Below are 20,333 nucleotides of genomic sequence, written 5' to 3'. Positions count from 1 at the left end.
TGAGATTGTTGATATAATTTAGGGATGTTCGAGTGCGACGCACCCTACGACTCACATCTCAAAATATACGATTTAAATGCGGTACAGCTTAGGATTTTGCTAAAGTGTAAGGTGCGTCGCTTGATGATTTTGCATATATAGCCTTTCTCAAAAAGATGAGGTATGGCTGACGGCTTATATAATAAACACTAAGAGGGGCTGAAGCCCAACAACGTACCTCATCTTTTTGAACACCGTTATGATTTAGGGATTGTTGATGGCGACGCACGCTACGACTAAAATCTAAGATCGCCAATGGTATGATTTTGCTAGGATGCCGATCGCACTAATATGACTGTACAGTCGCATCCGCGCGCCACAGCTTCCGGGATGTTCCCCTGAATCACCTGTTTCAGCAGCCCTTCGCGACTGGCTCCCAGGACGATCGCATCACATTGATCGTTTTGAGCCAAATCAATTAAAGCATCCGACACCGACTTAGCGCAAACCGCAGTCACTATTACTTCACAACTAACCCGCCCCTGAATAAACTTCGCAGCTTGCTTTAATTCGGCGCGCGAGGGCTCCGCAACAGAAGGCTGGTGCACCTGACACAATTTAATCTCCGATAAGGCACTCGCAGCCACGAAAGCAGGTAGCAGCCGCAATGCCGCAGCTTGCTTGTAACTGCCGCGAATTGGTACTAACCAGCGCTGCAAACCCATCAGTGTGTGCAATCCCAATTCTGGCGCCCGAATGTCGGAATTGGGCGAGGAAAATTCAGTCTCTGGTGTCGCTGATGAATTTGATGTCACAAATTGAGAATTTTCTGCGTCATCAACTCCTGCGGCATTTAACTGCCATTCTGTAGACGCATATTCCCGCCCGCTGCTAGCGGCTGAAAACTCATTTTTCTGGCGTGTTACTAATAGTTTTTCGCTCCATTTAACTAAAACTACTTCGCAGCCTGCTTGCCGAATTACGGTATCGACCACATCGCCAAAAATGCGTCCAGTTGTGGATAATTCGCCTTGCCAGCCCATCAAAATTAGGTCAATGTGACGCTCCCTAATTGTCTCTAAAATCGCGTGAGGCACGTCGTGAGCTACCCGAATTTGAGTGTGTACTGGCAAGTTCCAATTGCGGATAATGCGCTCGGCTTGTTGCAGCAGGCGGCGGCTTTTTGTGGTTCGCACTGCGCTTTCTGAGGGGGAACTGTTGCGCGGTACGATGATGATTTGCAGGCATTCTAATTCATAATTGCGATCGCGCGCAATGGCGGCCGCGAGTCGCAGCAAGGCGGGTGCTGTTTGCGGGTTGGAAAGCGGCACTAATAAGCGGCCGTTTCCGACTTGTGGCGCTCTGGTTTGATACACTACATAGGATGGTTCTGGATGCGGGCCTTGGGTTGTTTCTCCGCTGAGGCGATCGGATTCTACTCGGATTATGTCGCTGCGGGTAATAATTCCAACTAGATGCCGTCCTTCTATGACGGGCAAGCGGCTGATATTGTAGTGATTGAGTCTGTACAGTACCTCGCTTAGGGTATCCTTGGCTTTGACTGCGATCGGCTGTGCAGTCATAAATTCTTTGAGCAGTGTCTTGCCGGACAAATTCTGCTCGCTGGCTTTTGCTAAATCGGTTTGACTGATAATGCCGACCAGTTTACCATTTTCAACTACCGGAAAGCCGCGGTGGTGCGATCGCGAAAAAGCCTGCATCACTTCATCGAAAGTCAGTTGACTCGAAAGAGTTTCAACTCGGCGCTGCATCACGTTAGCTGCGTACAAGTCGCTCAAACCATCAACCGCAGGTTTATCTTTGGTGAGATGAATGCCGCTAAACTCCAAAAGGCGATCGTACAAAGAGCCGCTGTCCACCTTTTCGGCGACTAAATAAGCAACTACAGAACAGATCATCAAAGGTAGCACCAATTTGAAATCCGCCGTAATTTCAAACACAATAACTACCGCCGTAATCGGCGCCCTAGAAACCGCACAAAAAAACGCTCCCATTCCCGCCAAAGCGTAAGTTACCGGCAAACCAACACCCAGCCAATGTGCTTGGATAATTCCCACGATATGGCCGAGTGCCGAACCGAGAACTAAAGAAGGTGCAAACAATCCTCCCGGAGCTCCCGAAGCTGCGGAAAGAATTGTCAAACAAAAGTGAGCGATAAAAGCAATTAAACTGGTGGTTCCGCTAGCTTCTCCGGTTAGCAAAAACTCGCGCAAACCAGTATTATTGCGAAAATTTTCTGGCAAAGCAGCGATGACTATACCACAGATAAACCCCGCACAAGCAATTCGCCAAGGTAAGGCTAATTTCAGCGTTTTTCGATTGAAGTGCAAACCAGCAATAATCCCTTTGCTGAACAAAGCTCCCAGCAATCCCGCTAAAACTCCTAACAGTATATAGAACGGAATTTCCTGAGGAAAAAAACTAATTTTATACTCTCGCAAATTGAGATTTAAACTATCTCCGCCCAAAAGCTGCGAAACAACCGCACCGATGAAAGAAGCAATAATTGCCGTACCTAAAGTCAAGCCAGAAACATCGTGCAGCAGTTCTTCAACTACAAACAAAACCCCTGCAATCGGAGCATTAAAACCAGCAGCCAGTCCCGCCGCTGCACCGCAAGCAATCAATTGGCGGCGGTAGTCTGGGGAAGTCGGCATCAAGTTACCTATCCAGCCGGCCAAAGACGCTCCAATTTGGACGGTTGGGCCTTGTCTTCCCAGGGTTAAACCGGAACCAACTGCTAAAATAGTGGTCAGAAGTTTAACGACAGCTACTCGTAAATTCAAAGAAAGATTGACACCAGCGAGGGCAGCTTTGACGTGAGGAATGCCACTACCAGCAGTTTCTGGAGCGAAACGTTCAACTAAAAAACCTGTTAGAAACCCGCCTAATAAACCGACAGCCGGAAGCAAAATTAAAGCTGGAATTAGCGTTGAGGTAGCAACTCGCCAACTGCCGAGCCATCCGACTCCTAATTTGAGCAAGACGCCAGCCAATCCTGAAATTAAACCGATCAGGCAAGCTTCAAAAATAGCGAGGCGTTTGGGGCGTAAAAAAAGCTGAGATTCGATGACGCTGGAAGGTTCCCTAAGTTGTTTAGGGATAGTAATGTACGGCATAAATAGGGTAGATGACCTAAGAATTGTATGCTCGATTAGACTTTAGCAAACATTCGGTATGTTTGGGGAAATACAGCAAATATTAATGGCTAATTTACTATTTTTTCGATGCCATAATTTTGATTTCTATACTATAGCAGTTCTCGTAAATAATCATTTTACAAGACGACGGTCTAATACATCGATGTCAGGAGGTTGAACAGTTATGGTCAAAGTAGGAAGAGCAGGGTTTATATATCTTTGTTCTTGCCTAAGCATTGTTCCAAAATGAAGCAAATTTAATTAGAGTGGCAACACATTAAAGAAGATGAATTAGCTGCGACATTAATTGAGATTACAAAGTGTTGAAAAATTTATGATTTTTCTTGAATTCTTTTAATTAGGTTTAGTGCCTTTTCATAATCATCTTTTCTTGCTTGTTTCTGAAATAAGTCGGCGGCTTTTTGTAAATCTTGTATCGCACCCTGCTTATCTCCTAATATCGCTCGCGCAATACCAAGGTTGGCGTAGGCTTCAGCATAGTCTGGGTTGATTTTTATAGCCTGGTCGTAATCGGCGATCGCACCCTGCTTGTCTGCTAAGCTCGATCGGGTGACACCTCGGTTATAGTAGGCATGAGCATTGTTGGGGTCAATTTTTAGGGCTTGGTCGTAATCGGCGATCGCACCCTGCTTGTCTCCCAATTGATCGCGGACTAAACCTCGGTTGTAGTAGGCTAACGCATAATTAGGGTCAATTTTCAGGGCTTGGTCAAAATCTGCCTTCGCACCCTGCTTGTCTCCTAATTTTGCTCGGGCGATACCCCTGCCCATATAGGCATTGGCATAATTAGGATTAAGCTTAATTGCTCGATCGCAAGCCTCTACAGCGCCCTGATAATCTCCTTGGTGGTACTTCTGTCCAGCCAAATTATAAAATTCCTCCGCCGTCATCCCAGGCGCCCCAGCCTCACTCACAAGCTGCACGGACAAATCCACTCGATCGTAATGCTCAATCTGTGCCGCCGCGATCGATTTAGCTTCTCTGGCGTCAACTGCGGGGTGGTGGGCGATGAAAATAGTTGCAGTTAAACCAATTAATGTTGCTGGTATTCGGTGATGTAAGTTCATAATTTTAGTTAAAAATTTATTTTTTCCGAACTGTCAAATCTGAGAAATCCTGTGTTATACCAAACAGTAAATATTTTTGATATGGCAATCATAAATCAATACGCTTGGGTTAAGACCGTCCGGTCAATAAAACGATATGAAAAATAGACTCTGCGTTGGCGCGTGCCTGCCCGTTGGCGAAGCCGCCCTGAAAGGGCTAGGGCTTATGCTTCGTTCCTCTCTTCGGACAATTGCTAACCCAAGCGTATTGAATCATAAATGATTTAGATAAATCTGTAGGGGTAGTACCTTTCTTTGCCTACCCTCCTACTTATACTCTTTTTTGCAAAAAGTTGTTTTTGGTAGTGCGAGTTCAAGAGGGCGCACTACCCAAGTTAGCGTGTTCGATGCTCTCTAGATTATTGAGGACTTGACGGTGTGCCTTGAATTTTTTTAATTAACTCTAGCACCTTTTGAGAACTCTCATTGTCTCCTTGTTTCTGAAATAAGTCGGCGGCTTTCTGAAGATCTGCGATCGCTTCTTGCTTGTCTCCTAATTGTGCGCGTACACCACCCCGGCCTATGTAGGCTGGTGCATTATTGGGGTCAATTTTTATGGCTTGGTTGTAATCGGCGAGGGCAGCTTGATTGTCTGCTAAGATATACAGGATAAAACCCCGCTTGATGTAGGCTTCAGCATATTGGGGGTCAATTTTTATGGCTTGGTTGTAATCGGCGATCGCAGCCTGATTGTTTTTTAACCTTAAGTGGGTAACACCCCGGTTCAAGTAGGCTGAGGCATTTTTGGGGTCAATTTTTATGGCTTGGTCGTAATCGGCGATCGCACTCTGGCTGTTTCCTAAATCATCCCGGGCATTACCCCGACCGATATAGGCATTGGCAAAATTAGGATTAAGCGCAATTGCTCGATCGTAAGCCTCTATAGCACCCGGATAATCTTTTTCGCGGTACTTCTTGACACCCAGATTATAAAATTCCTCTGCTGTTTGCTCGTTCCCCAGAGGCTTGCTGGCCACACGCACAGACAAATCCATTCGAGCATAACTATCACTGATTGATTTGGCAGAGTTTGTTGCAACTGCGGGCGGCTGGGCGATGATAATAGTTGCAGTTAAACCAATTAATGCTGCTGGTAGTCGTCGATTAAAATTCATGATTTTAGTTGATGGTTGAGTGTGGTTTTATAACTTTTAAAGCTGAAAGTTTCTGCGATTCTAGCGACTTTCAGATATTAGATTAAGGAAGATTTTATGTTGTCCCTTGAATTCTTTTAATTATCTTTAGTACCTCTTGGTACATCTCTTTGTTTCCTTGTTGCTGAAATAAGTCGGCGGCTTTCTGAAGGTCTGCCACCTCTCCCTGTTTGTCTCCTAAGCTCGATCGCGTAATAGCACGGTTGAGATAGGCAAAGGCATAGTTGGGGTTAATTTTCAGGGATTTTTCGTAATCGGCGATTGCTCCCTGTTGGTCTCCTAATTCATCGCGAACATTACCCCGACTGGTATATACCGCAGCATCGTTGGGGTTAATGTTCAGAACTTGGTTGTAATCGGCGAGGGCACCCTGCTTGTCTCCCAATTGATAGCGAGTTTTCCCGCGGTTGTAGTAGGCTTTGGCATCGTTGGGATTAATTTTCAGAACTTCGTTGTAATCTTGTATCGCACCTTGCTTGTCTCCTAATCTATTGCGGGCATTGCCTCGATTGCCGTAGGCTTCGGCATACTTAGGATTAATTTTCAGGGCTGCGTCGAAATCGGCGATCGCACCTTGGTTGTCTCCTGAGCCTGAGCGGGCAATCCCTCGGTTGTAGTAGGCATTAGCATAGTTGGGGTCAATTTTCAGGGCTGCGTTGTAATCTGCGATCGCACCCTTATTGTCTCCTGAGGCTGAACGGGCATTACCGCGATCGTTATAGGCAGAAGTATAATTAGGATTAAGCGCAATTGCTCGACTGTAAGCTTCTATCGCACCCTGATAATCTCCTTTGTCGTACTTCTGTCCACCCTGATTGTAAAAATCCTCCGCTGTTTCCCCTGCCGCCGATAGCTCACTCGCAACTTGCACGGACAAATCCACTCGATCGTAAGTATCAATCTGCCCAGTAATTGATTTAACAGTGATTGATTTAGCTTCTCTGGCGTAAACTGCCGGGCATTGGGAGATCAAAATAGTTGCAGTCACACCAATTAATGTCGCTGGTAGTCGGCAGAATAAATTCATACTTTAAGTGGAAAACTGAGTATTGGTCGAGACAGTTTGATCCTCAAAAGCTCTATCTTGGCATGGATCGATGCGGTCAATAGTTTAGTTGTTTATGGTACAATACGGTTGACTTAAGAACAATCTGACTTTCAAGAAATGCCTGTATTGCCTAGAAAATCTTGAGATGACATTCGTCAAAAAGCGTTAAGTCCACCGTATTGGTTTATGGTGATTCTTGAAGTCTATTAATTATATTTATTGCCTTTTCGTAAAGAACTTTATTGCCTTGTTTCTGAAATAATTCTGTGGATTTCTGAAGATCTGCGATCGCACCCTGCTTGTCTTTTAACCTCGATCGAGTAATCCCCCGATTGTAGTAGGCTAAAGCATAGTTGGGGTTAATTTTCAGGGCTTGTTCGTAATCGGCGATCGCACCTTGACTGTCTCCTGAGTCATCCCGGACATTGCCCCGATTGACATAGGCGGTGGCATTGTTGGGGTTATTTTTGATGGCTTGGTCGTAATCTGCGATCGCACCCTGTCTGTCTCCTGACTCATCGCGGAGATTGCCTCGATTGATATAGGCATTAGCATCATTGGGCTTAATTTTTATTGCCTGGTCAAAATCTGCCTTCGCACCCTGCTTGTCTCCTGAGTTCGATCGGACAACACCGCGATCGTTATAGGCCTCGGCATAATTGGGGTTGAGTTTAATCGCTTGAGTGTAAGACTCTATAGCACCCGGATAATCTCCTTGTTTGTACTTCTCTACAGCCTGATTGTAAAATTCTTCCGCTGTTTGGTTTTGTGTCAAAACCTCACTCGCTACCTGCGCGCCTAAATCCACCTTCGTTGAAGCCAACAATCTGAAATTTTGGTCGATTGGAATTCTCAATGAAAAGCTTTTATTTTCGGCATAACTCGGTTGACAATTTACTAAACCTGTGGTTGTTGAAACAACTAATCCTGTCAACAGTCCAGTCAAGATTTTAAACTTCATCCTAATCTCCACCTTTTGGTAATTTCAAGCAACTATTTTGACATCTGCGGTTATTTAGGCGATCGCCTCCACCAGCGTTGTCAAATCCGGCACTTCTAAATCCGGCTGGGCGCTGGCCGGCAGTGTCGCACCAAATCCTGTTCGATCGTATCTCCGATTTACCCAAACTGTCGATATTCCCATATATGAGGCTGGTACAATGTCGTGATACAGGCTTTGAGCGACGTGCAGGAGTTTTGACGGTGGTATGCCCATTTTCTCGATCGCCATTTCAAAGTTGCGAGTTGACGGTTTGTACGATCGTACTTGTTCCGCCGTAATTACCCAATCGAATTCAACTTTTAAATGTTTGGCAGTACCAACAAACAAATCGTCATCAATGTTGGAAATTACCGCCAATTTATATTTTTGCTTGAGCGCTCTCAAAGCTGCAACTGTATCCGGGAAAGGCTGCCAATTTTTTATCGATTCAACCAAACAATTAATTTCTGTTGCCGACTCTGTTTCTGTCGGTTCAAAACTAAATCTTTTACCAATTTTTCTGACTATTTCTTGCAGGATTTCCCGATATTTGATATACTCACCCTTGTCTTTTTCCAGTTCCGATTCAAACTCAGCAAACATTTCTAAAGTTCCCTCATCGCTAAAATCGATTTCGCGGTTGGACAGCAACTGTTTCAAGACTGGTAATATCCCACTTTCCCAATCTATGAGGGTGCCGTAGCAGTCAAAACTCACAACTTCAAATTGATTAAAATCTAACATCTGTCATTCCTCCTATTTTATCGAGACTGAGCCAGTCCAACCTATAGAAACCGATTTTTTACAGAGATTAAAGGCGATCGACCAGTTTCTTAGGAAAAAACCCGGTTTCTGAGCAGCAATCCGTAAGTCCTGTTGATTCTATTTTACGGTTGATATTCAGCAAAAATTTCAATTTTGCCGACAATATTGCGATTGAAGTCTGCCAACTCTTCTGCTGGAATCCAATACTCTTGGTGAATCGAACTGCCGACTGTTTGGACGGGATATTTATTCAAGAATTCAGCCAAAACTCTAAACCTGGTTACATAACCAAAATATCCCGATGCTGCATCTTTGGTATTCCAATCTCGTGCAATTTGTATGGCATATGCTTTGTGAAGTACGGGATAAAAAATAGGCTGGAAAGACAGTCGCGGCGGAAATACCATAAAATCGCTTTCTTTAATTAATTCCATTTCTTTTTTTCCGACTGCTCTAAACAGAGTTACCGTCTCTTTATCTGATATGTTTATATTTTTAAACCAATCTTTCCAAGCCTCCCAATTGTGAATTATTTTAGCCACTTCCTTGTAACCAGCAGCCCGAGGATGGGAACCGTCATTGTTGGTAAGTTCTTCGATCCAAATCTCTGATTTTTCCAGCGGGGTACAAATATCTAAATAAGGCACATTTAACTCGCTACAAACTTGGGAAAACTGCTCGGATAAACTGGCTATTCTGATTGTGCGCTCGACATCAATAACTGGCGGCGGCCCTATCATTAAGACTGGCACTCTTTCTTTCGCAGAGTTGAGAATATAGCGGAGATTTTCAATTGACTTTTCAAGTAAGACGCGAGTTTTTCCGTTTTCAAAATAAGTGTCGTTGACGCCAAAGGAAAATACTATTCTGCCGTCGCAGTAGTGAGGTAAGCGACAAGAAATTTCGCTGAACCACCGAGTTTCTATATCCGTACTGGTTTCTCCCCGCACTCCTAAATTATAGTAGGTGATATCCTGTCTTTGCCCGCTGGCTGCCGCACAAACACGTCCTGTCCAACCAAGATATTTGGGGTCGCCTGTACCATTGACAAAAGAGTCGCCGATAAAACAAATACGCATATTATGTCTGGGAATGGGGAATGGGGAATTGGGAATTGGGAATGGGGAATGGGGAATTGGGAATTGGGAATTGGGAATGGATAATTGGGAATTGGGCGGAGCGAAGGGATTGGCCAAACAGGGAATTGAGAATTGGGAATTGGTTATTTTTTATTAGAAAAACTCCTCACAAGTAACCACTAACCACTAACCACTAACCACTAACTATTAACTACTAAGCTGTTGGGCATCTTAATTGTATTTTTTGGGCGGTTTCTGGGAGCCACCACACGGGTGCATCTCACTCACTTTTGGGGAGGGCGAAGCATGACCGCATATAAATTATTAGTTATAATCCCATATTGACTGCGGTCATGCTTCGCCCCTACAAACATATTTGTTAAAACCAGATGCACCCCACCCACAAGCATTTTATCAAACTTGACTGCACAATTTAAATGCACTTGGGCTTAACCACTAACCACTAACTATTAACTATGAACGATTACCAATTATCGATTGCCAATGCCGTATGCCCTGTTTGCCCAATTCCCATGAATTTAGTTTTTGCCGGTGACGGACAATCCCTCTACAATTACAGATGGTGTGTGGCAAGAACCGTTCCACTCGGAGTCTCCTCCTAATTCTACCAATTGTTTGAGGACGCTGTAGACGTTGCCGGCTACCATGGTGTCTTTGATTCTGCCGATTATTTGACCTTTTTTGACTCTGTAGCCGAGATCGACGTTAATTGAAAAATCGCCGGAAATTCCGGCACTGCCGCCGAGCATTTGATCGATGACAATGCCGTCGTCTAATTGAGTGATTAAGTCAATTAACGATCGCTCTCCTGGTTTAATCAAAACATTAAACAAACTCGGCGTTGGATAGCTGCCCAAACCGGGGCGAAATCCGTTGCCGGTGGTGCCGCTTCCCAAGGCTCGACCGGTGGTGCGATCGGTATAAAATAGCTGCAATACTCCGCTGTTGATAAAGACGATCGCCCGAGTGGGAGTACCTTCGTCATCAAAAGGACAGCTATAGGGCCCGATATCCGGCTGCTGCGAGAGAGTGACAAGGGGCGATGTTACTTGTTGGCCCAATCGATCGTTCCAAGGAGAAGCGCCTTCGAGTACCTGTTTACCATTCAACGCCGCACAGACAGTCCCCCACAGCAAATCGGCTGCTTTGGCTGTAAACAGTACCGGCACGCGGCCCGTGGCGGGGGCTACATTTTCTTTCGCCCATTCCAAACGCTGCAAAACGCGCTTGGCGCTGGTGGTTAAGTCGAGGGTGCCGCGTTCGGTTTCGCCATCCCAAATGTTGAGGAAATCTTCGCCGCGGACTAATTCTGCTGACAAATAACCGCTGAGGGTGGTGTCGGTGTGGCTAGAATCCAAGCCTCTGGTATTCAGCAAGCGGGTGCTTTCGATTTCGCAGTCGAGCTCGGCGGTGCAGAGGCTTTCGGGATAGGCTTCGCGGACGATCGCGATCGCCTCTTTTCCCCAGTTTACTAACTGTTCGGCTGGGATTGACACTCCGCGATCGGGATACACAACTTTGTCACCGGTGCCGAGTTCGATGGTTTCCGGCTCGTTGAGTTGCGAAAGTGCGATCGCGCGATCGACCAAAATCTGCGGTTCCACGGGCCCGTAGGCTACCGCCAAACCCGGCCGCCCGTCCCGCCACAGCCGCAGCGCAATGCCTTCTGCTTGGGCAGTTTCTAGCTGTTTGAGGCGGTTTGCTTCAAAAAAGACCGGCCGCGAGAGCGATTGCGATTCCAATACCTCAGCAGCTTCGGCACCTGCTTTGGTGGCTAATTCTAGCAGTTGTTCTGCTGATTGGTGATTGGTCATTGTTGTAGTTGACAGTTGACAGTTGACAGTTGACAGTTGGCAGTTGACAGTTGACAGTTGGCAGTTGGCAGTTGGTAGTTGACTGTTGTCATTTGTCGGTTGTCATTTGTCATTGGAAGCAATTACCGATTGCCAATTACCAATTACCGATTGCCAATTACCAATTACCAATTACCGATTACCAATTACCAAATTTTTGCGACCGATGCCAGATCGGTTATTGCCAAGGGATCGACTAATTAGTTAGTTAATTAGTTAGTTCGTGCAGCAGCCAAAATCCTGCAAAAGATTCCGATTGTGGATTCGACTGAATTGCTAAAAAATGTACTTGTTTTGCTTGCTTTTTCGCCGCTTCAAATCCTTTCGCTTCTTTCTCAGTTGCTGAGTCTCTGAGATTAGCTATAATCCAGCGATCGTTAGCTCCCGTATCTAATACCAGCCTAGGGATAGGGGCGCTATCATATCTGAGAAAAGCTAATTCCAAACCCGACATCCAACCTGCTAAAGCCGTTGCTCTCGATGAGTAGATGATTAATCCTGGAATTTGTGTTTCCGGGGCGAGGCGTGTCATCGGGAGTCCGAAAGCTTCGCCAAATCCAATATCCCACTCGGACATTTCGTCAAAAGCTGCGATCGGCAAACTCACAAACGACCATTTTTCGCCGATCAAGGCATCCGGCAGCGCTATGGGCGTTTCGGGTACAAATTGAACGGTGGGGTTCACAACCGGCTGATAACCCGGTTCGGCGGGATAAACGTCTTGCATCCGTTCTTCCAGCCACAGGCTGAGGGCGAGGGTGCGGCGGCTGGAGGCTGAGGGAATATCCAATTCCTCGCAGGCTTTGGTAATCATGTTCGCCATTTGGCGGCGAAAAAAGCGGATTTTTTCGGGTGGTTTCGGTGCAGAGGCGATCGCATCTTTAATTGCACCAGCCAGCCACAGGGAATTCACGGTTGTACTGGGGCAGAATTGCGAATAGCGAAACAGAGATTCTGCCTTGTCGCCTACATTCAGCGGGCTTTCGCAAATCAACACTTCCCATTTTTTTTTCTCTCGCTCGTCTAGGATTGGACGGCTGTAAAAGTCGAGTTCCCAAATAGTAGCCATGCCGCGCTGTTAAAAATTAATCCTTTCTCATGTTACCTGACATCGGGCAGGTTTCTGATGAGTGAGAATTTAAGACTGATTTTCAATTGCGGGCGATCGCGCTTACCAAAGAAATGGGTTTAAAGCCCCGTCTTTCAAGACGGCTTTTCTTGATTCTGGATATAGCGTTTGAGGACTTCCAGTGGCGCTCCTCCGACAGAAGCAGCAAAATAGCTAGGACTCCATAAAGCTTCTTTCCCGCAAGGCTTTGGAAACCCCTCTTGTCCATATTTCCTGCTAGAAACGCCCTTGAGTGCATTCACCATAGCAGAAATCGATAGCTTGGGAGGATACTCGATCAAAGCGTGGATGTGGTCGCTTTCTCCATTAAACTCTCGAATCTGAAAATTCATCTTCTTAGCCACATCCCTAAACGACGCTTCAATCACCGCAAGGCTGTTGGCAGTAAATACCGACCTACGATATTTGGTCACACAGACCAAGTGAATTTTCAGATCCGTAATGCTGTGCCTTTCTTTGCGAAGAAGAGTTTTCATCTTGAGCGCACCGATGTATAATTGAGCAACAGACCAACTATAGCACCTCAACGTGAAAGCCAGATATCGCTACCGATTCTACCCAACAAACCAGCAACGACAAAGCTTAAGTCGGTTGTTCGGCTGCGTCCGGGTAGTTTGGAACGATGCGTTGGCTTTGTGCAAGGCTTCCTCCAAATTGTCAAGCAACGGAGATTTGCAGAAATTGCTTATCACTGAAGCGAAAAAGACTGAAGAAAGGTGCTGGCTGTCAGAAGTTTCAGCAATACCATTGCAGCAGTCCATCGCCGATTTAGGTGTTGCTTATAAAAACTTTTTTAGCTCTCTCAATGGCAAGCCCAAAGGCAAAAAGTTAGGCAGTCCCAGGTTTAAGAAAAAGACCAATCAGCAATCGGCAAGACTAACTCGCGGCGGTTTTTCAATTAACAATGAAACGGTTTACTTGGCAAAAATTGGGAGTGTAAATCCAATTTGGTCAAGAGAACTGCCGTCTGAACCTAGTTCTGTAACAGTAATTAAAGACTGTGCCAACCGTTATTTTCTCAGTTTCGTGGTCGAGATCGAACCAGTCAATATCAATCCTAAAAACCAAAGCATTGGGATTGACCTGGGGATAAAAACCTTCGCGTTCATGAGTGATGGCACAAAAGCTGAAAGCCCAATCTACACAAAGATTGACCGCAAAGTGAGGAAGTTGCAGCGCAAGTTGAGCCGACAAGAAAAAGGCTCCAGAGGCTGGGAAAAGACTCGGATTAAAATAGCCAAAACGCACAACAAAATTGCGGACACGCGCCAAGACTTCCTGCACAAGCTATCGACTAAAGTGGTCAGCGAAAACCAAGCCATCATCTTAGAAGACTTGAATGTGTCGGCAATGATGAAAAACCGCAAACTTTCTAGGGCAATCAGCCTTCAGGGTTGGCGACAATTCAGAGTATTTTGCGAGGCTAAGTCGGTCAAATACGGCAGAGAGTTTGTAGTAATTAGTCGTTGGGAACCGACCAGCCAAGTTTGTTCCGAATGTGGATACAAATGGGGCAAGCTAGACTTAAAAGTGCGGTCAGTGCAGTGCGTAAATTGCGGGGCTACACACGACCGCGACGAGAATGCCGCCAAGAATATAAATAAAGTCGGGATGGGGAATCGCCACGACTCTAAATGCACGTCGAGACGGAGTAAAACTATTTCGGTAGTATCTGTCGGTGAAGCGTGAAGAATCCCCGTCCGCGACGGTCGGGGAGTATTTCAACTAACTAATTATGCCTCTGCCTACTTGGCGGGCGATCGCACTTTCCCCAAAAATACCGCTCTCCCTCGCCGCTTCCCGTCTAAATTTCCGCAGCAGCACCCAACCGGACACATTAGCAATTGCGATCGTAACAGTTCCCCAGCAATCTCAACCCGCGATATTTGTTAAACTTGTCGAAGCCAAGGAAAACTCAAACTATAGCTTGATCCCATGAGACAAATCATTCTCGACAAGATTGTTTCAACCCTACAACCTTTAGATTTTGTTCTCGCTTTGTGGCAGGGAGGTTCAGCAGCCCACGGCTACACAGACGAATGGTCAGACCTCGATATTGCAGTTGTGGTTGCAGATAACTGCGTCGAACAAGCGTTTGAGATTGTCGAAAAAACTATCGCCGAAATTGGTGAAATCGAACTCAAATATCGAGTTCAAGAACCTGCTTGGCACGGTCAATCCCAGTGCTTTTGGTGGCTCAAAGAAACCCCACCGTTCTTGCTAATTGATTTTGCCGTTTTCCGGCGCAGCAGCCGCAATCCGTAGGGGCGAAGCATGACCGCAGAAAATATGGGATGATAACTAATAATTTATATGCGGTCATGCTTCGCCCTCTTCAAAAGTGAGATGCACCCCAGGGACAAGTCCCGATCGCTTTTGACAAAGCCAATTTAATTGTACCGCCTCATTTGGATACAAACAAGCATCTTTCCCAAATGCAAGCCAGATTCAACGAAATCAAAATTCGTTTTGATTTGCTGCAACCTCTGGTCAAAAAAGAGATATATCGCGGTCATTTAGGAATAGAAATTAAATAACTGTGGGATGGGCGGGAGAGCCCGTGCAGAAAGGACGGGCTCTCCCGCCCATCCCACAACAATCATCGAGCGTGTAAGTTATTAAATTTTCATTCCTTAGTAGATGCGATCGGCAACTATCACAACTGGACGCTTTTACCCTTGGTGGAACGGGAGCATCTCAGGCAAGGCGAATATATCCGTAGGGGCGAAGCATGACCGCAGAAAATATGGGATTATAACTAATAACTTATATGCGGTCATGCTTCGCCCTCTTCAAAAGTGAGATGCACCCGGTGGAACTCTTGGGCACGATCTACCGTCCCCACAGATACGACTTTAAACTCAAATATTTCACCCGAGATTTTCCGGCCGCAATAGTCGATCGCGTCACACCGCTTTTCTGCATTGCCAATCTGGAAGATTTAGCAGCAAAACAGCAAACAGCCGAGGCTTTTTTTGCAGATACATTACCGCAGGCAGAAGCTAAATTATACTCTAATACCAATTCTCAAAATTAGTAGTAGGGTGCGTCAGCCACTTCTGGCTCCCCACCTAAAAATTAGGCTCCTCGCTGACGCACCCTACAATATCTTCGATCCTTCAACCGCAGATGTCAGACAGATGCAACACAGATAAACGCAGATAATTTCCGGGTGTTTTCCGATTTTTGTAAGAGGTCTATTATACTCTAATACCAATTCTCAAAATTAGGGAAACAGGACTGCCGTTTCGACCCAGAGATGACCGACAAGGCACTGCAATTTGCCACGCAGATCGCGAAAACGGTAAAACCAGTTTATCAAGGTAATATGAAAGTTTTAACAATTGGCATAAAATTTAGGATTGTAGCAATATACTGTCAATCTTGTGCAAGAATATCCTATTAAACCTAGAGGGCTGAAGCCCAACAACGTACCTCATCTTTTTGAGAACCGCTATAACCTAAAGTGCTAAAGATTTCGTTCCTAAAGCGATTAATATAGTAGCAGCAACCTTAAACATTAACATCCCATGACAAAACTCAGCGTCAACATCAACAGAATCGCCCTCCTCAGAAACTCTAGAAATATCGGCATTCCCAGCGTTACCGAAGCTGCAAAAACAGTAATCGCCGCTGGAGCGCACGGCGTCACAGTCCATCCCCGCCCCGACGAAAGGCACATCAAAGCTGCCGATGTTTACGAATTAGCCAAAATGCTAACCGTCGAGTTCAACATCGAAGGAAATCCGTTTCAGCCGCCATTTATGGATATAGTTTGCGATGTCAAACCGGCTCAGTGTACCTTAGTGCCAGACGCTCCAGACGTGCTCACCTCGGATAGCGGTTGGGATATTCCCGAAAATCGCGATCGCCTCTTACCAATTATTGAAAAATTAAAAGACAACGGCATCAGAGTCAGCTTGTTTATGGACGCAGATGCTGCTCTCATGCCCCTAGCCAAAGAAGTTGGAGCAGACCGAGTAGAGCTGTACACGGAACCCTATGCAACTGCTTTTCGTGAAGGGAATGTAGAATCTGTTTTTCAACAGTATGTTTTAGCAGCTAAAGCGGCTCAATCTGTAGGTTTGGGAGTGAATGCCGGACACGATTTAAATTTGCAAAATTTAGCTAAGTTTTGCTCTATTCCTGATATACTAGAAGTCTCGATCGGTCACGCTTTAATTGCGGAAGCGTTAGAAATGGGCTTGTCGAACACAGTAGAAGCTTACCTAAAGATTCTGTCGGGTTCCTAGTACAAATAAACCTCGCTGTAAAAGCCCGGTTTTGCACAAAAATCGCAACTAAACCCGCCTGGAGAAACGCTACTCGCCTCTAAGCGCTCTCTACAAAATAGAGTTTGTGCGATCGCCCGCAACAGCTAACAGTAGAAACCGTCACCCCCTGCGGGTGATAGCGGTTTTCTAGTAGCAAGCTAAATCCCGGAGCGAAGATACCGGGTTTTTTGGGCGTTGGCATTTTTTGGGGCCAACTCCCCGATAAAAGCTTTAATTTTCCTTGACCAAATTACTAATATTTTCACCGATACTATGCTGTCAGGAGTATGATTAAAATGTCACGGCAAACTGAGGCTACCACTTAGCTCCCGCATTGTAAATTTGCTACCAGTAGGTTTGGTGCAAGTACGGGAAATTCAGGTATCCTCTATACTGCTGTAGCCGATCGCGATCGCGCCTACTTAATCCGGTGCAAACAGGCAAACACAAGTAACCATATACAACTCCTTACCCCTGCCAAGTGCGACATGAAAAAACTAATTTTACTGACTGGAATGCTACTCATGATGACGGCAAAATCCGTATTTGCCAGCCCTGTAGCCCCCAAATTTGAACCGAGCGAGCGGATGGCCGCTGCGGAAATTACACAAACTGTTAATACACCCGTTACTTCTGTCCTAGTTGCTAAGCAAGAACCGATCGAGCCAACATCAGTTACCCCAGCCCCGGTTGCGAAGCTAGAGCCGATCGAGCGAATGTCAACCTCGGAAATTCGAGCCACCATCAGCCAACCAACCACCTATATTTTTGAAGGCGTCAAAGGGCGAGAACTCACACTCTCGCTGTGGGCGGGAAAACTGACAGCCCAACTGTACAGCCCCAACGGTCAAAATCTGGGAGTTGTTGACAAAAGTGACAATCAGTGGATAGGTCAGTTGCCAGAGTCCGGCATTTATCGCGTGCGAGTTACTCCGAAAGGTGAGACTAGCGCCTTCGTACTCGAACGCGACTTTAACGCCAAGTGGACTTATAGGCCCGATCGCGCACTTCCCATAGCATACGGGGAAACAGAAGCCACAGTTAGGCTCAAAATGTCCGGCTACCAAATCCAGCCCCTGACAGTTCCCGGAAAACAGGGACAGACAATCACCGTGAATGCTAGCAACAAAAATCTCGATGTGGCGATCGAATCTCCATCGGGACAACTCCTAGATCAAGGCGAAGGTCAAACTTTTGCTCAACTCCCCGAGTCTGGCACCTACAAGGTGCTGATAGTTGCCAACAGGCCAGTTAAATCCTCGATCAGAGTTGCGGTGCGATAGATCGAGATAGATAGCAAAAACATTCTTGAGGGCGATCTAAATTTCCCTCGCCCAACCACAAAAGCTCGCCCGAAACGCGAGCTTTTTTTTGCGTAAAATCAACCGCCCAGAACTTCAACAGTTGACAGTTGACAGTTGACAGTTGACAGTTGATCTTTGGTAGGGGCAGTGGATGGTGCGTGCCTGCCCTCTTAGTTGACCTGTGACAGTTTGAGAATAACCTCTACCCTTAAGTCCGAGTATTGGAGTAATGAATAGTCTGATTTTAATTTCTCCCGCTCCGGCGGGCGGGCTTTCAACCAATTCTTTCTGGTTAGTTATATCAATTCTGGTTACACCGAAATGATGTTGACAGTTAACTGTTAACTGTTAACTGTTGATTGTTGATTGTTGGCGGATTAAACAATACCGATGCAACCGGAAACAATATTAGGGGAGCATCTCAGTTTTGGAAAAAGCATTTTTTTTACAGTGCGAGCGTCCCCGCTCGCGAGTAGTGTACAGCTCGCGAGCGAGACGCTCGCACTGCGCTATAATTTCGATTTAACGTAACTGACAACTGTCAACTGACAACTGTCAACTGTCAACTGACCTCTCAACCTTCGATCAGTGCTGCAAAACGTTCTTGTTTCCAAATACAGCTTAAATCGGAGTCAGCTACAGCTAGCTCTCGGTATAAATTAGGCATAAATTCCACAGCCCGCTGCAAATTGTCAAGGGCCAAATCAGCAAAGCCCAGCAGCGCATAACAGCAAGCTTGATTGTAAAAAGCGTTAGCAAAATTAGGATTGATTTCTAAGGTAGTTTCATAGCAAGCGATCGCCTCTGAATAGCTACCTTGCCGCGCCAATTCCACACCCCGATTGTACCAAATCAAATAATCCTCAAAGATACACTCTGATGTGGGAGTGAACTTGGCATTTTTCTGATTTAAGCCGACTAATTTTTGCAAAGCAATTCGTCGCTCGCCTACAGCTTCGGCTCTGTCCGGTTTCAGAGCGATCGATCGACTAAAACTAGCCACTGCTTGCTTGTAAAGTCCCATGGAGTTGGCAGCTAGACCGCGATTGTACCAAGCCTTGGCATCATCTGGGTTAAACTCGATCGCGCGATCGAAACTGTTGAGCGCCTGATAGTAAAGCTTGAGTTCCAACAGAGCATTCCCTCGGTTGTACCACGCCCAAGGCGCCTCTGGCTGCAAACTCAAAGAGCGATCGAAACTCAGAACCGCCTTCTGGTAAAGCCCCATATCAATTAGCAAAAGTCCCCGGTTGTGCCAAATACTCGCCGCATATGGGTTGAACTCCAGAGCCCTGTCAAAACTGTTAAGAGCCTCCAAAAAGCGGCCCAACTTTCCTAAAGCAATAGCCCGGTTGTGCCAGCCAAAGCTCGCATCCGGCTGCACCGCCAAGGCCTCATCAAAACTTGAAAGCGCCTCTAAGTGTCGTTCTAAGTTGCCCAAAGCCATACCTCGCCCGAACCAAGCCTTATAATGATCCGATTGCAAGTTCACAGCTCTGTCAAAATTCGCCAGAGCACTATCATGATCGTTAGCTTCGAGGTGGCGCGAACCCAGATGATAATACCAAGCCGCTTCCAAGTTTTGAATTAAGTTCATAATACTTCGCATCTATCTTAGGGATGATTCTACACGAAAAATGCCCGGAGTTAAACTGTAATTTGACTACAAATCAGAAAATTTTGATACAGGGCGATCGCCCGTACAAACAGCCATTAACAACCTCAACAATTGACAGTTGAAACCGACTATTTTCCTCTCATCAAATGCTCTTTTAGCTAACCACACTCATCACTGGTTGGAGCTGCTGCAAATCTCAGGCTGGCGCGAGTCACGCAACTATTACCAGAAATCAGACTATTCATTACTCCAATCCTCGGACTTAAGGGTAGAGGTCGCTCTCAAACTGTCAACTGTCAACTGTCAACTGTCAACTGTCAACTGTCAACTATTACCCCATCCAAAATTAGGTTTGCAATTACACTAAAAGTGCAAATCTCGTAGTGCCAATAGATCCAACTTCTGCTTACCCAATTCAAGCAACCACAACCGCTGTTTGAGCAGTCTCGCTCAACAACAACCTGCCTGAAGCATCAATACTAAAATCCTTCCCCAGCACAAAACCCTTGCCCATCAAGCGCTTGCAAACAACCAGCGCCGTAATGCGGCGAATTTCTTCCATCACATCAGCAGGAATCAAATAACTCAAACTCCAGATCACCGACTCACAGTCAGACCAAATCAAGCGCTCAATACTGACAATCATCAAAGCAGCTACGCTGTCTGTTGACAGCCGCCCTCTGAGATCTGCAATCAAATCTTTACCAATTAAGCTATTGCGAGTCATCATCGCTCTAGCCATCTTTCCAATTTCTTGTTCGAGTTCTAAATGATTCATGCTTGGCACTGGCTGTTATGTTTTTAAAGCACTAATCGGAGTAAAAACAGTGACTGCTACC

20 protein-coding genes are annotated in these 20,333 nt (G+C 45.9%); 7 read left to right on the top strand and 13 right to left on the bottom strand.

The features are described from left to right. Positions 1 to 308: 308 nt before the first annotated feature. The 7 genes from JGK16_RS28395 to JGK16_RS28365 all read right to left on the bottom strand — a co-directional run bounded on the left by JGK16_RS28395 (position 309) and on the right by JGK16_RS28365 (position 9,295). A complete protein-coding gene (locus JGK16_RS28395; protein ID WP_293185143.1) occupies positions 309 to 3,119 on the bottom strand; it encodes a chloride channel protein in 2,811 nt (936 codons plus the stop codon). 353 nt (positions 3,120 to 3,472) lie between these two features. Then, complete coding sequence (locus tag JGK16_RS28390; RefSeq protein WP_293185144.1) at positions 3,473 to 4,228, bottom strand: tetratricopeptide repeat protein; 756 nt, start codon at positions 4,226 to 4,228, stop codon at positions 3,473 to 3,475. A gap of 398 nt (positions 4,229 to 4,626) precedes the next feature. Then, on the bottom strand, positions 4,627 to 5,382 hold the full coding sequence (locus JGK16_RS28385) for a tetratricopeptide repeat protein (protein WP_293193390.1): 756 nt from the start codon (positions 5,380 to 5,382) through the stop codon (positions 4,627 to 4,629). Positions 5,383 to 5,476: 94 nt separating this feature from the next. Then, a complete protein-coding gene (locus tag JGK16_RS28380) occupies positions 5,477 to 6,448 on the bottom strand; it encodes a tetratricopeptide repeat protein (RefSeq protein WP_293203546.1) in 972 nt (323 codons plus the stop codon). 205 nt (positions 6,449 to 6,653) lie between these two features. Then, the gene (locus JGK16_RS28375) at positions 6,654 to 7,430 is read right to left on the bottom strand and encodes a tetratricopeptide repeat protein (RefSeq protein ID WP_293185149.1); all 777 of its coding nucleotides are present in this window, start codon (positions 7,428 to 7,430) and stop codon (positions 6,654 to 6,656) included. A 54-nt stretch (positions 7,431 to 7,484) separates the two neighbouring features. Next, entirely contained in the window at positions 7,485 to 8,195 is a 711-nt protein-coding gene (locus tag JGK16_RS28370) for a haloacid dehalogenase type II (RefSeq protein WP_293185151.1), read from the bottom strand. 143 nt (positions 8,196 to 8,338) lie between these two features. Beyond that, positions 8,339 to 9,295: a GDSL-type esterase/lipase family protein gene (locus JGK16_RS28365; protein ID WP_293193388.1), complete on the bottom strand. Its 957-nt coding sequence runs from the start codon at positions 9,293 to 9,295 to the stop codon at positions 8,339 to 8,341. 13 nt (positions 9,296 to 9,308) lie between these two features. On the opposite strand from JGK16_RS28365, the gene JGK16_RS28360 reads away from it, so the two are divergent. Further along, a complete protein-coding gene (locus JGK16_RS28360; protein ID WP_293193387.1) occupies positions 9,309 to 9,452 on the top strand; it encodes a hypothetical protein in 144 nt (47 codons plus the stop codon). Positions 9,453 to 9,834: 382 nt separating this feature from the next. On the opposite strand, the gene JGK16_RS28355 is transcribed toward JGK16_RS28360, so the two are convergent. From JGK16_RS28355 to tnpA, 3 genes are all read right to left on the bottom strand, one after another. Continuing rightward, on the bottom strand, positions 9,835 to 11,130 hold the full coding sequence (locus JGK16_RS28355) for a TldD/PmbA family protein (RefSeq protein ID WP_293185156.1): 1,296 nt from the start codon (positions 11,128 to 11,130) through the stop codon (positions 9,835 to 9,837). Positions 11,131 to 11,377: 247 nt separating this feature from the next. Further along, a complete protein-coding gene (locus JGK16_RS28350) occupies positions 11,378 to 12,238 on the bottom strand; it encodes a Tab2/Atab2 family RNA-binding protein (RefSeq protein ID WP_293185160.1) in 861 nt (286 codons plus the stop codon). 134 nt (positions 12,239 to 12,372) lie between these two features. After that, entirely contained in the window at positions 12,373 to 12,774 is a 402-nt protein-coding gene (gene tnpA / locus JGK16_RS28345; RefSeq protein ID WP_293185162.1) for an IS200/IS605 family transposase, read from the bottom strand. Positions 12,775 to 12,826: 52 nt separating this feature from the next. Here tnpA and JGK16_RS28340 point away from each other — a divergent pair, with 52 nt between their 5' ends. The 5 genes from JGK16_RS28340 (at position 12,827) to JGK16_RS28320 (ending at position 16,551) form a co-directional block, all read left to right on the top strand. Beyond that, positions 12,827 to 13,987, top strand: a complete 1,161-nt coding sequence (locus JGK16_RS28340) for a transposase (protein WP_293185163.1) — start codon at positions 12,827 to 12,829, stop codon at positions 13,985 to 13,987. A 46-nt stretch (positions 13,988 to 14,033) separates the two neighbouring features. After that, positions 14,034 to 14,237 (top strand): hypothetical protein, encoded by a 204-nt coding sequence (locus tag JGK16_RS28335; RefSeq protein ID WP_293185164.1) that lies wholly within the window; start codon positions 14,034 to 14,036, stop codon positions 14,235 to 14,237. After that, the gene (locus JGK16_RS28330; RefSeq protein WP_293203545.1) at positions 14,234 to 14,563 is read left to right on the top strand and encodes a nucleotidyltransferase domain-containing protein; all 330 of its coding nucleotides are present in this window, start codon (positions 14,234 to 14,236) and stop codon (positions 14,561 to 14,563) included. Before JGK16_RS28335 ends, JGK16_RS28330 begins: the two co-directional genes overlap by 4 nt. A gap of 505 nt (positions 14,564 to 15,068) precedes the next feature. After that, positions 15,069 to 15,335, top strand: a complete 267-nt coding sequence (locus JGK16_RS28325; protein ID WP_293193385.1) for a hypothetical protein — start codon at positions 15,069 to 15,071, stop codon at positions 15,333 to 15,335. Positions 15,336 to 15,828: 493 nt separating this feature from the next. Then, a complete protein-coding gene (locus tag JGK16_RS28320; RefSeq protein ID WP_293185167.1) occupies positions 15,829 to 16,551 on the top strand; it encodes a pyridoxine 5'-phosphate synthase in 723 nt (240 codons plus the stop codon). 79 nt (positions 16,552 to 16,630) lie between these two features. On the opposite strand, the gene JGK16_RS28315 is transcribed toward JGK16_RS28320, so the two are convergent. Beyond that, positions 16,631 to 16,774: a hypothetical protein gene (locus JGK16_RS28315; protein WP_293185168.1), complete on the bottom strand. Its 144-nt coding sequence runs from the start codon at positions 16,772 to 16,774 to the stop codon at positions 16,631 to 16,633. 286 nt (positions 16,775 to 17,060) lie between these two features. Here JGK16_RS28315 and JGK16_RS28310 point away from each other — a divergent pair, with 286 nt between their 5' ends. Further along, a complete protein-coding gene (locus tag JGK16_RS28310) occupies positions 17,061 to 17,855 on the top strand; it encodes a hypothetical protein (protein ID WP_293185169.1) in 795 nt (264 codons plus the stop codon). 595 nt (positions 17,856 to 18,450) lie between these two features. On the opposite strand, the gene JGK16_RS28305 is transcribed toward JGK16_RS28310, so the two are convergent. Further along, positions 18,451 to 19,473 carry a tetratricopeptide repeat protein gene (locus JGK16_RS28305; RefSeq protein ID WP_293185170.1) on the bottom strand — a complete coding sequence of 341 codons (1,023 nt, stop codon included), beginning with the start codon at positions 19,471 to 19,473 and terminating at the stop codon, positions 18,451 to 18,453. Between the two features lie 436 nt (positions 19,474 to 19,909). Further along, the gene (locus JGK16_RS28300; RefSeq protein ID WP_293185172.1) at positions 19,910 to 20,272 is read right to left on the bottom strand and encodes a hypothetical protein; all 363 of its coding nucleotides are present in this window, start codon (positions 20,270 to 20,272) and stop codon (positions 19,910 to 19,912) included. Between the last annotated feature and the right edge of the window lie 61 nt (positions 20,273 to 20,333).

The sequence above is a fragment of the Microcoleus sp. PH2017_09_SFU_O_A genome (assembly GCF_020738625.1).
Lineage (GTDB): Bacteria > Cyanobacteriota > Cyanobacteriia > Cyanobacteriales > Microcoleaceae > Microcoleus.
This window is presented reverse-complemented; position numbering and strand designations above follow the sequence as displayed.

Coding starts and splice junctions, on each gene's coding strand:
- JGK16_RS28355 (WP_293185156.1), bottom strand. CDS start 11,130: ATGACCAATCACCAATCAGCAGAACAACTGCTAGAATTAGCCACCAAA.
- JGK16_RS28310 (WP_293185169.1), top strand. CDS start 17,061: ATGAAAAAACTAATTTTACTGACTGGAATGCTACTCATGATGACGGCA.
- JGK16_RS28360 (WP_293193387.1), top strand. CDS start 9,309: ATGGGGAATGGGGAATTGGGAATTGGGAATGGGGAATGGGGAATTGGG.
- JGK16_RS28365 (WP_293193388.1), bottom strand. CDS start 9,295: ATGCGTATTTGTTTTATCGGCGACTCTTTTGTCAATGGTACAGGCGAC.
- JGK16_RS28320 (WP_293185167.1), top strand. CDS start 15,829: ATGACAAAACTCAGCGTCAACATCAACAGAATCGCCCTCCTCAGAAAC.
- JGK16_RS28325 (WP_293193385.1), top strand. CDS start 15,069: ATGCGGTCATGCTTCGCCCTCTTCAAAAGTGAGATGCACCCGGTGGAA.
- JGK16_RS28380 (WP_293203546.1), bottom strand. CDS start 6,448: ATGAATTTATTCTGCCGACTACCAGCGACATTAATTGGTGTGACTGCA.
- JGK16_RS28300 (WP_293185172.1), bottom strand. CDS start 20,272: ATGAATCATTTAGAACTCGAACAAGAAATTGGAAAGATGGCTAGAGCG.
- JGK16_RS28370 (WP_293185151.1), bottom strand. CDS start 8,195: ATGTTAGATTTTAATCAATTTGAAGTTGTGAGTTTTGACTGCTACGGC.
- JGK16_RS28385 (WP_293193390.1), bottom strand. CDS start 5,382: ATGAATTTTAATCGACGACTACCAGCAGCATTAATTGGTTTAACTGCA.
- JGK16_RS28305 (WP_293185170.1), bottom strand. CDS start 19,473: ATGAACTTAATTCAAAACTTGGAAGCGGCTTGGTATTATCATCTGGGT.
- JGK16_RS28350 (WP_293185160.1), bottom strand. CDS start 12,238: ATGGCTACTATTTGGGAACTCGACTTTTACAGCCGTCCAATCCTAGAC.
- JGK16_RS28375 (WP_293185149.1), bottom strand. CDS start 7,430: ATGAAGTTTAAAATCTTGACTGGACTGTTGACAGGATTAGTTGTTTCA.
- JGK16_RS28390 (WP_293185144.1), bottom strand. CDS start 4,228: ATGAACTTACATCACCGAATACCAGCAACATTAATTGGTTTAACTGCA.
- JGK16_RS28315 (WP_293185168.1), bottom strand. CDS start 16,774: ATGCCAACGCCCAAAAAACCCGGTATCTTCGCTCCGGGATTTAGCTTG.
- JGK16_RS28330 (WP_293203545.1), top strand. CDS start 14,234: ATGAGACAAATCATTCTCGACAAGATTGTTTCAACCCTACAACCTTTA.
- tnpA (WP_293185162.1), bottom strand. CDS start 12,774: ATGAAAACTCTTCTTCGCAAAGAAAGGCACAGCATTACGGATCTGAAA.
- JGK16_RS28335 (WP_293185164.1), top strand. CDS start 14,034: ATGCCTCTGCCTACTTGGCGGGCGATCGCACTTTCCCCAAAAATACCG.
- JGK16_RS28395 (WP_293185143.1), bottom strand. CDS start 3,119: ATGCCGTACATTACTATCCCTAAACAACTTAGGGAACCTTCCAGCGTC.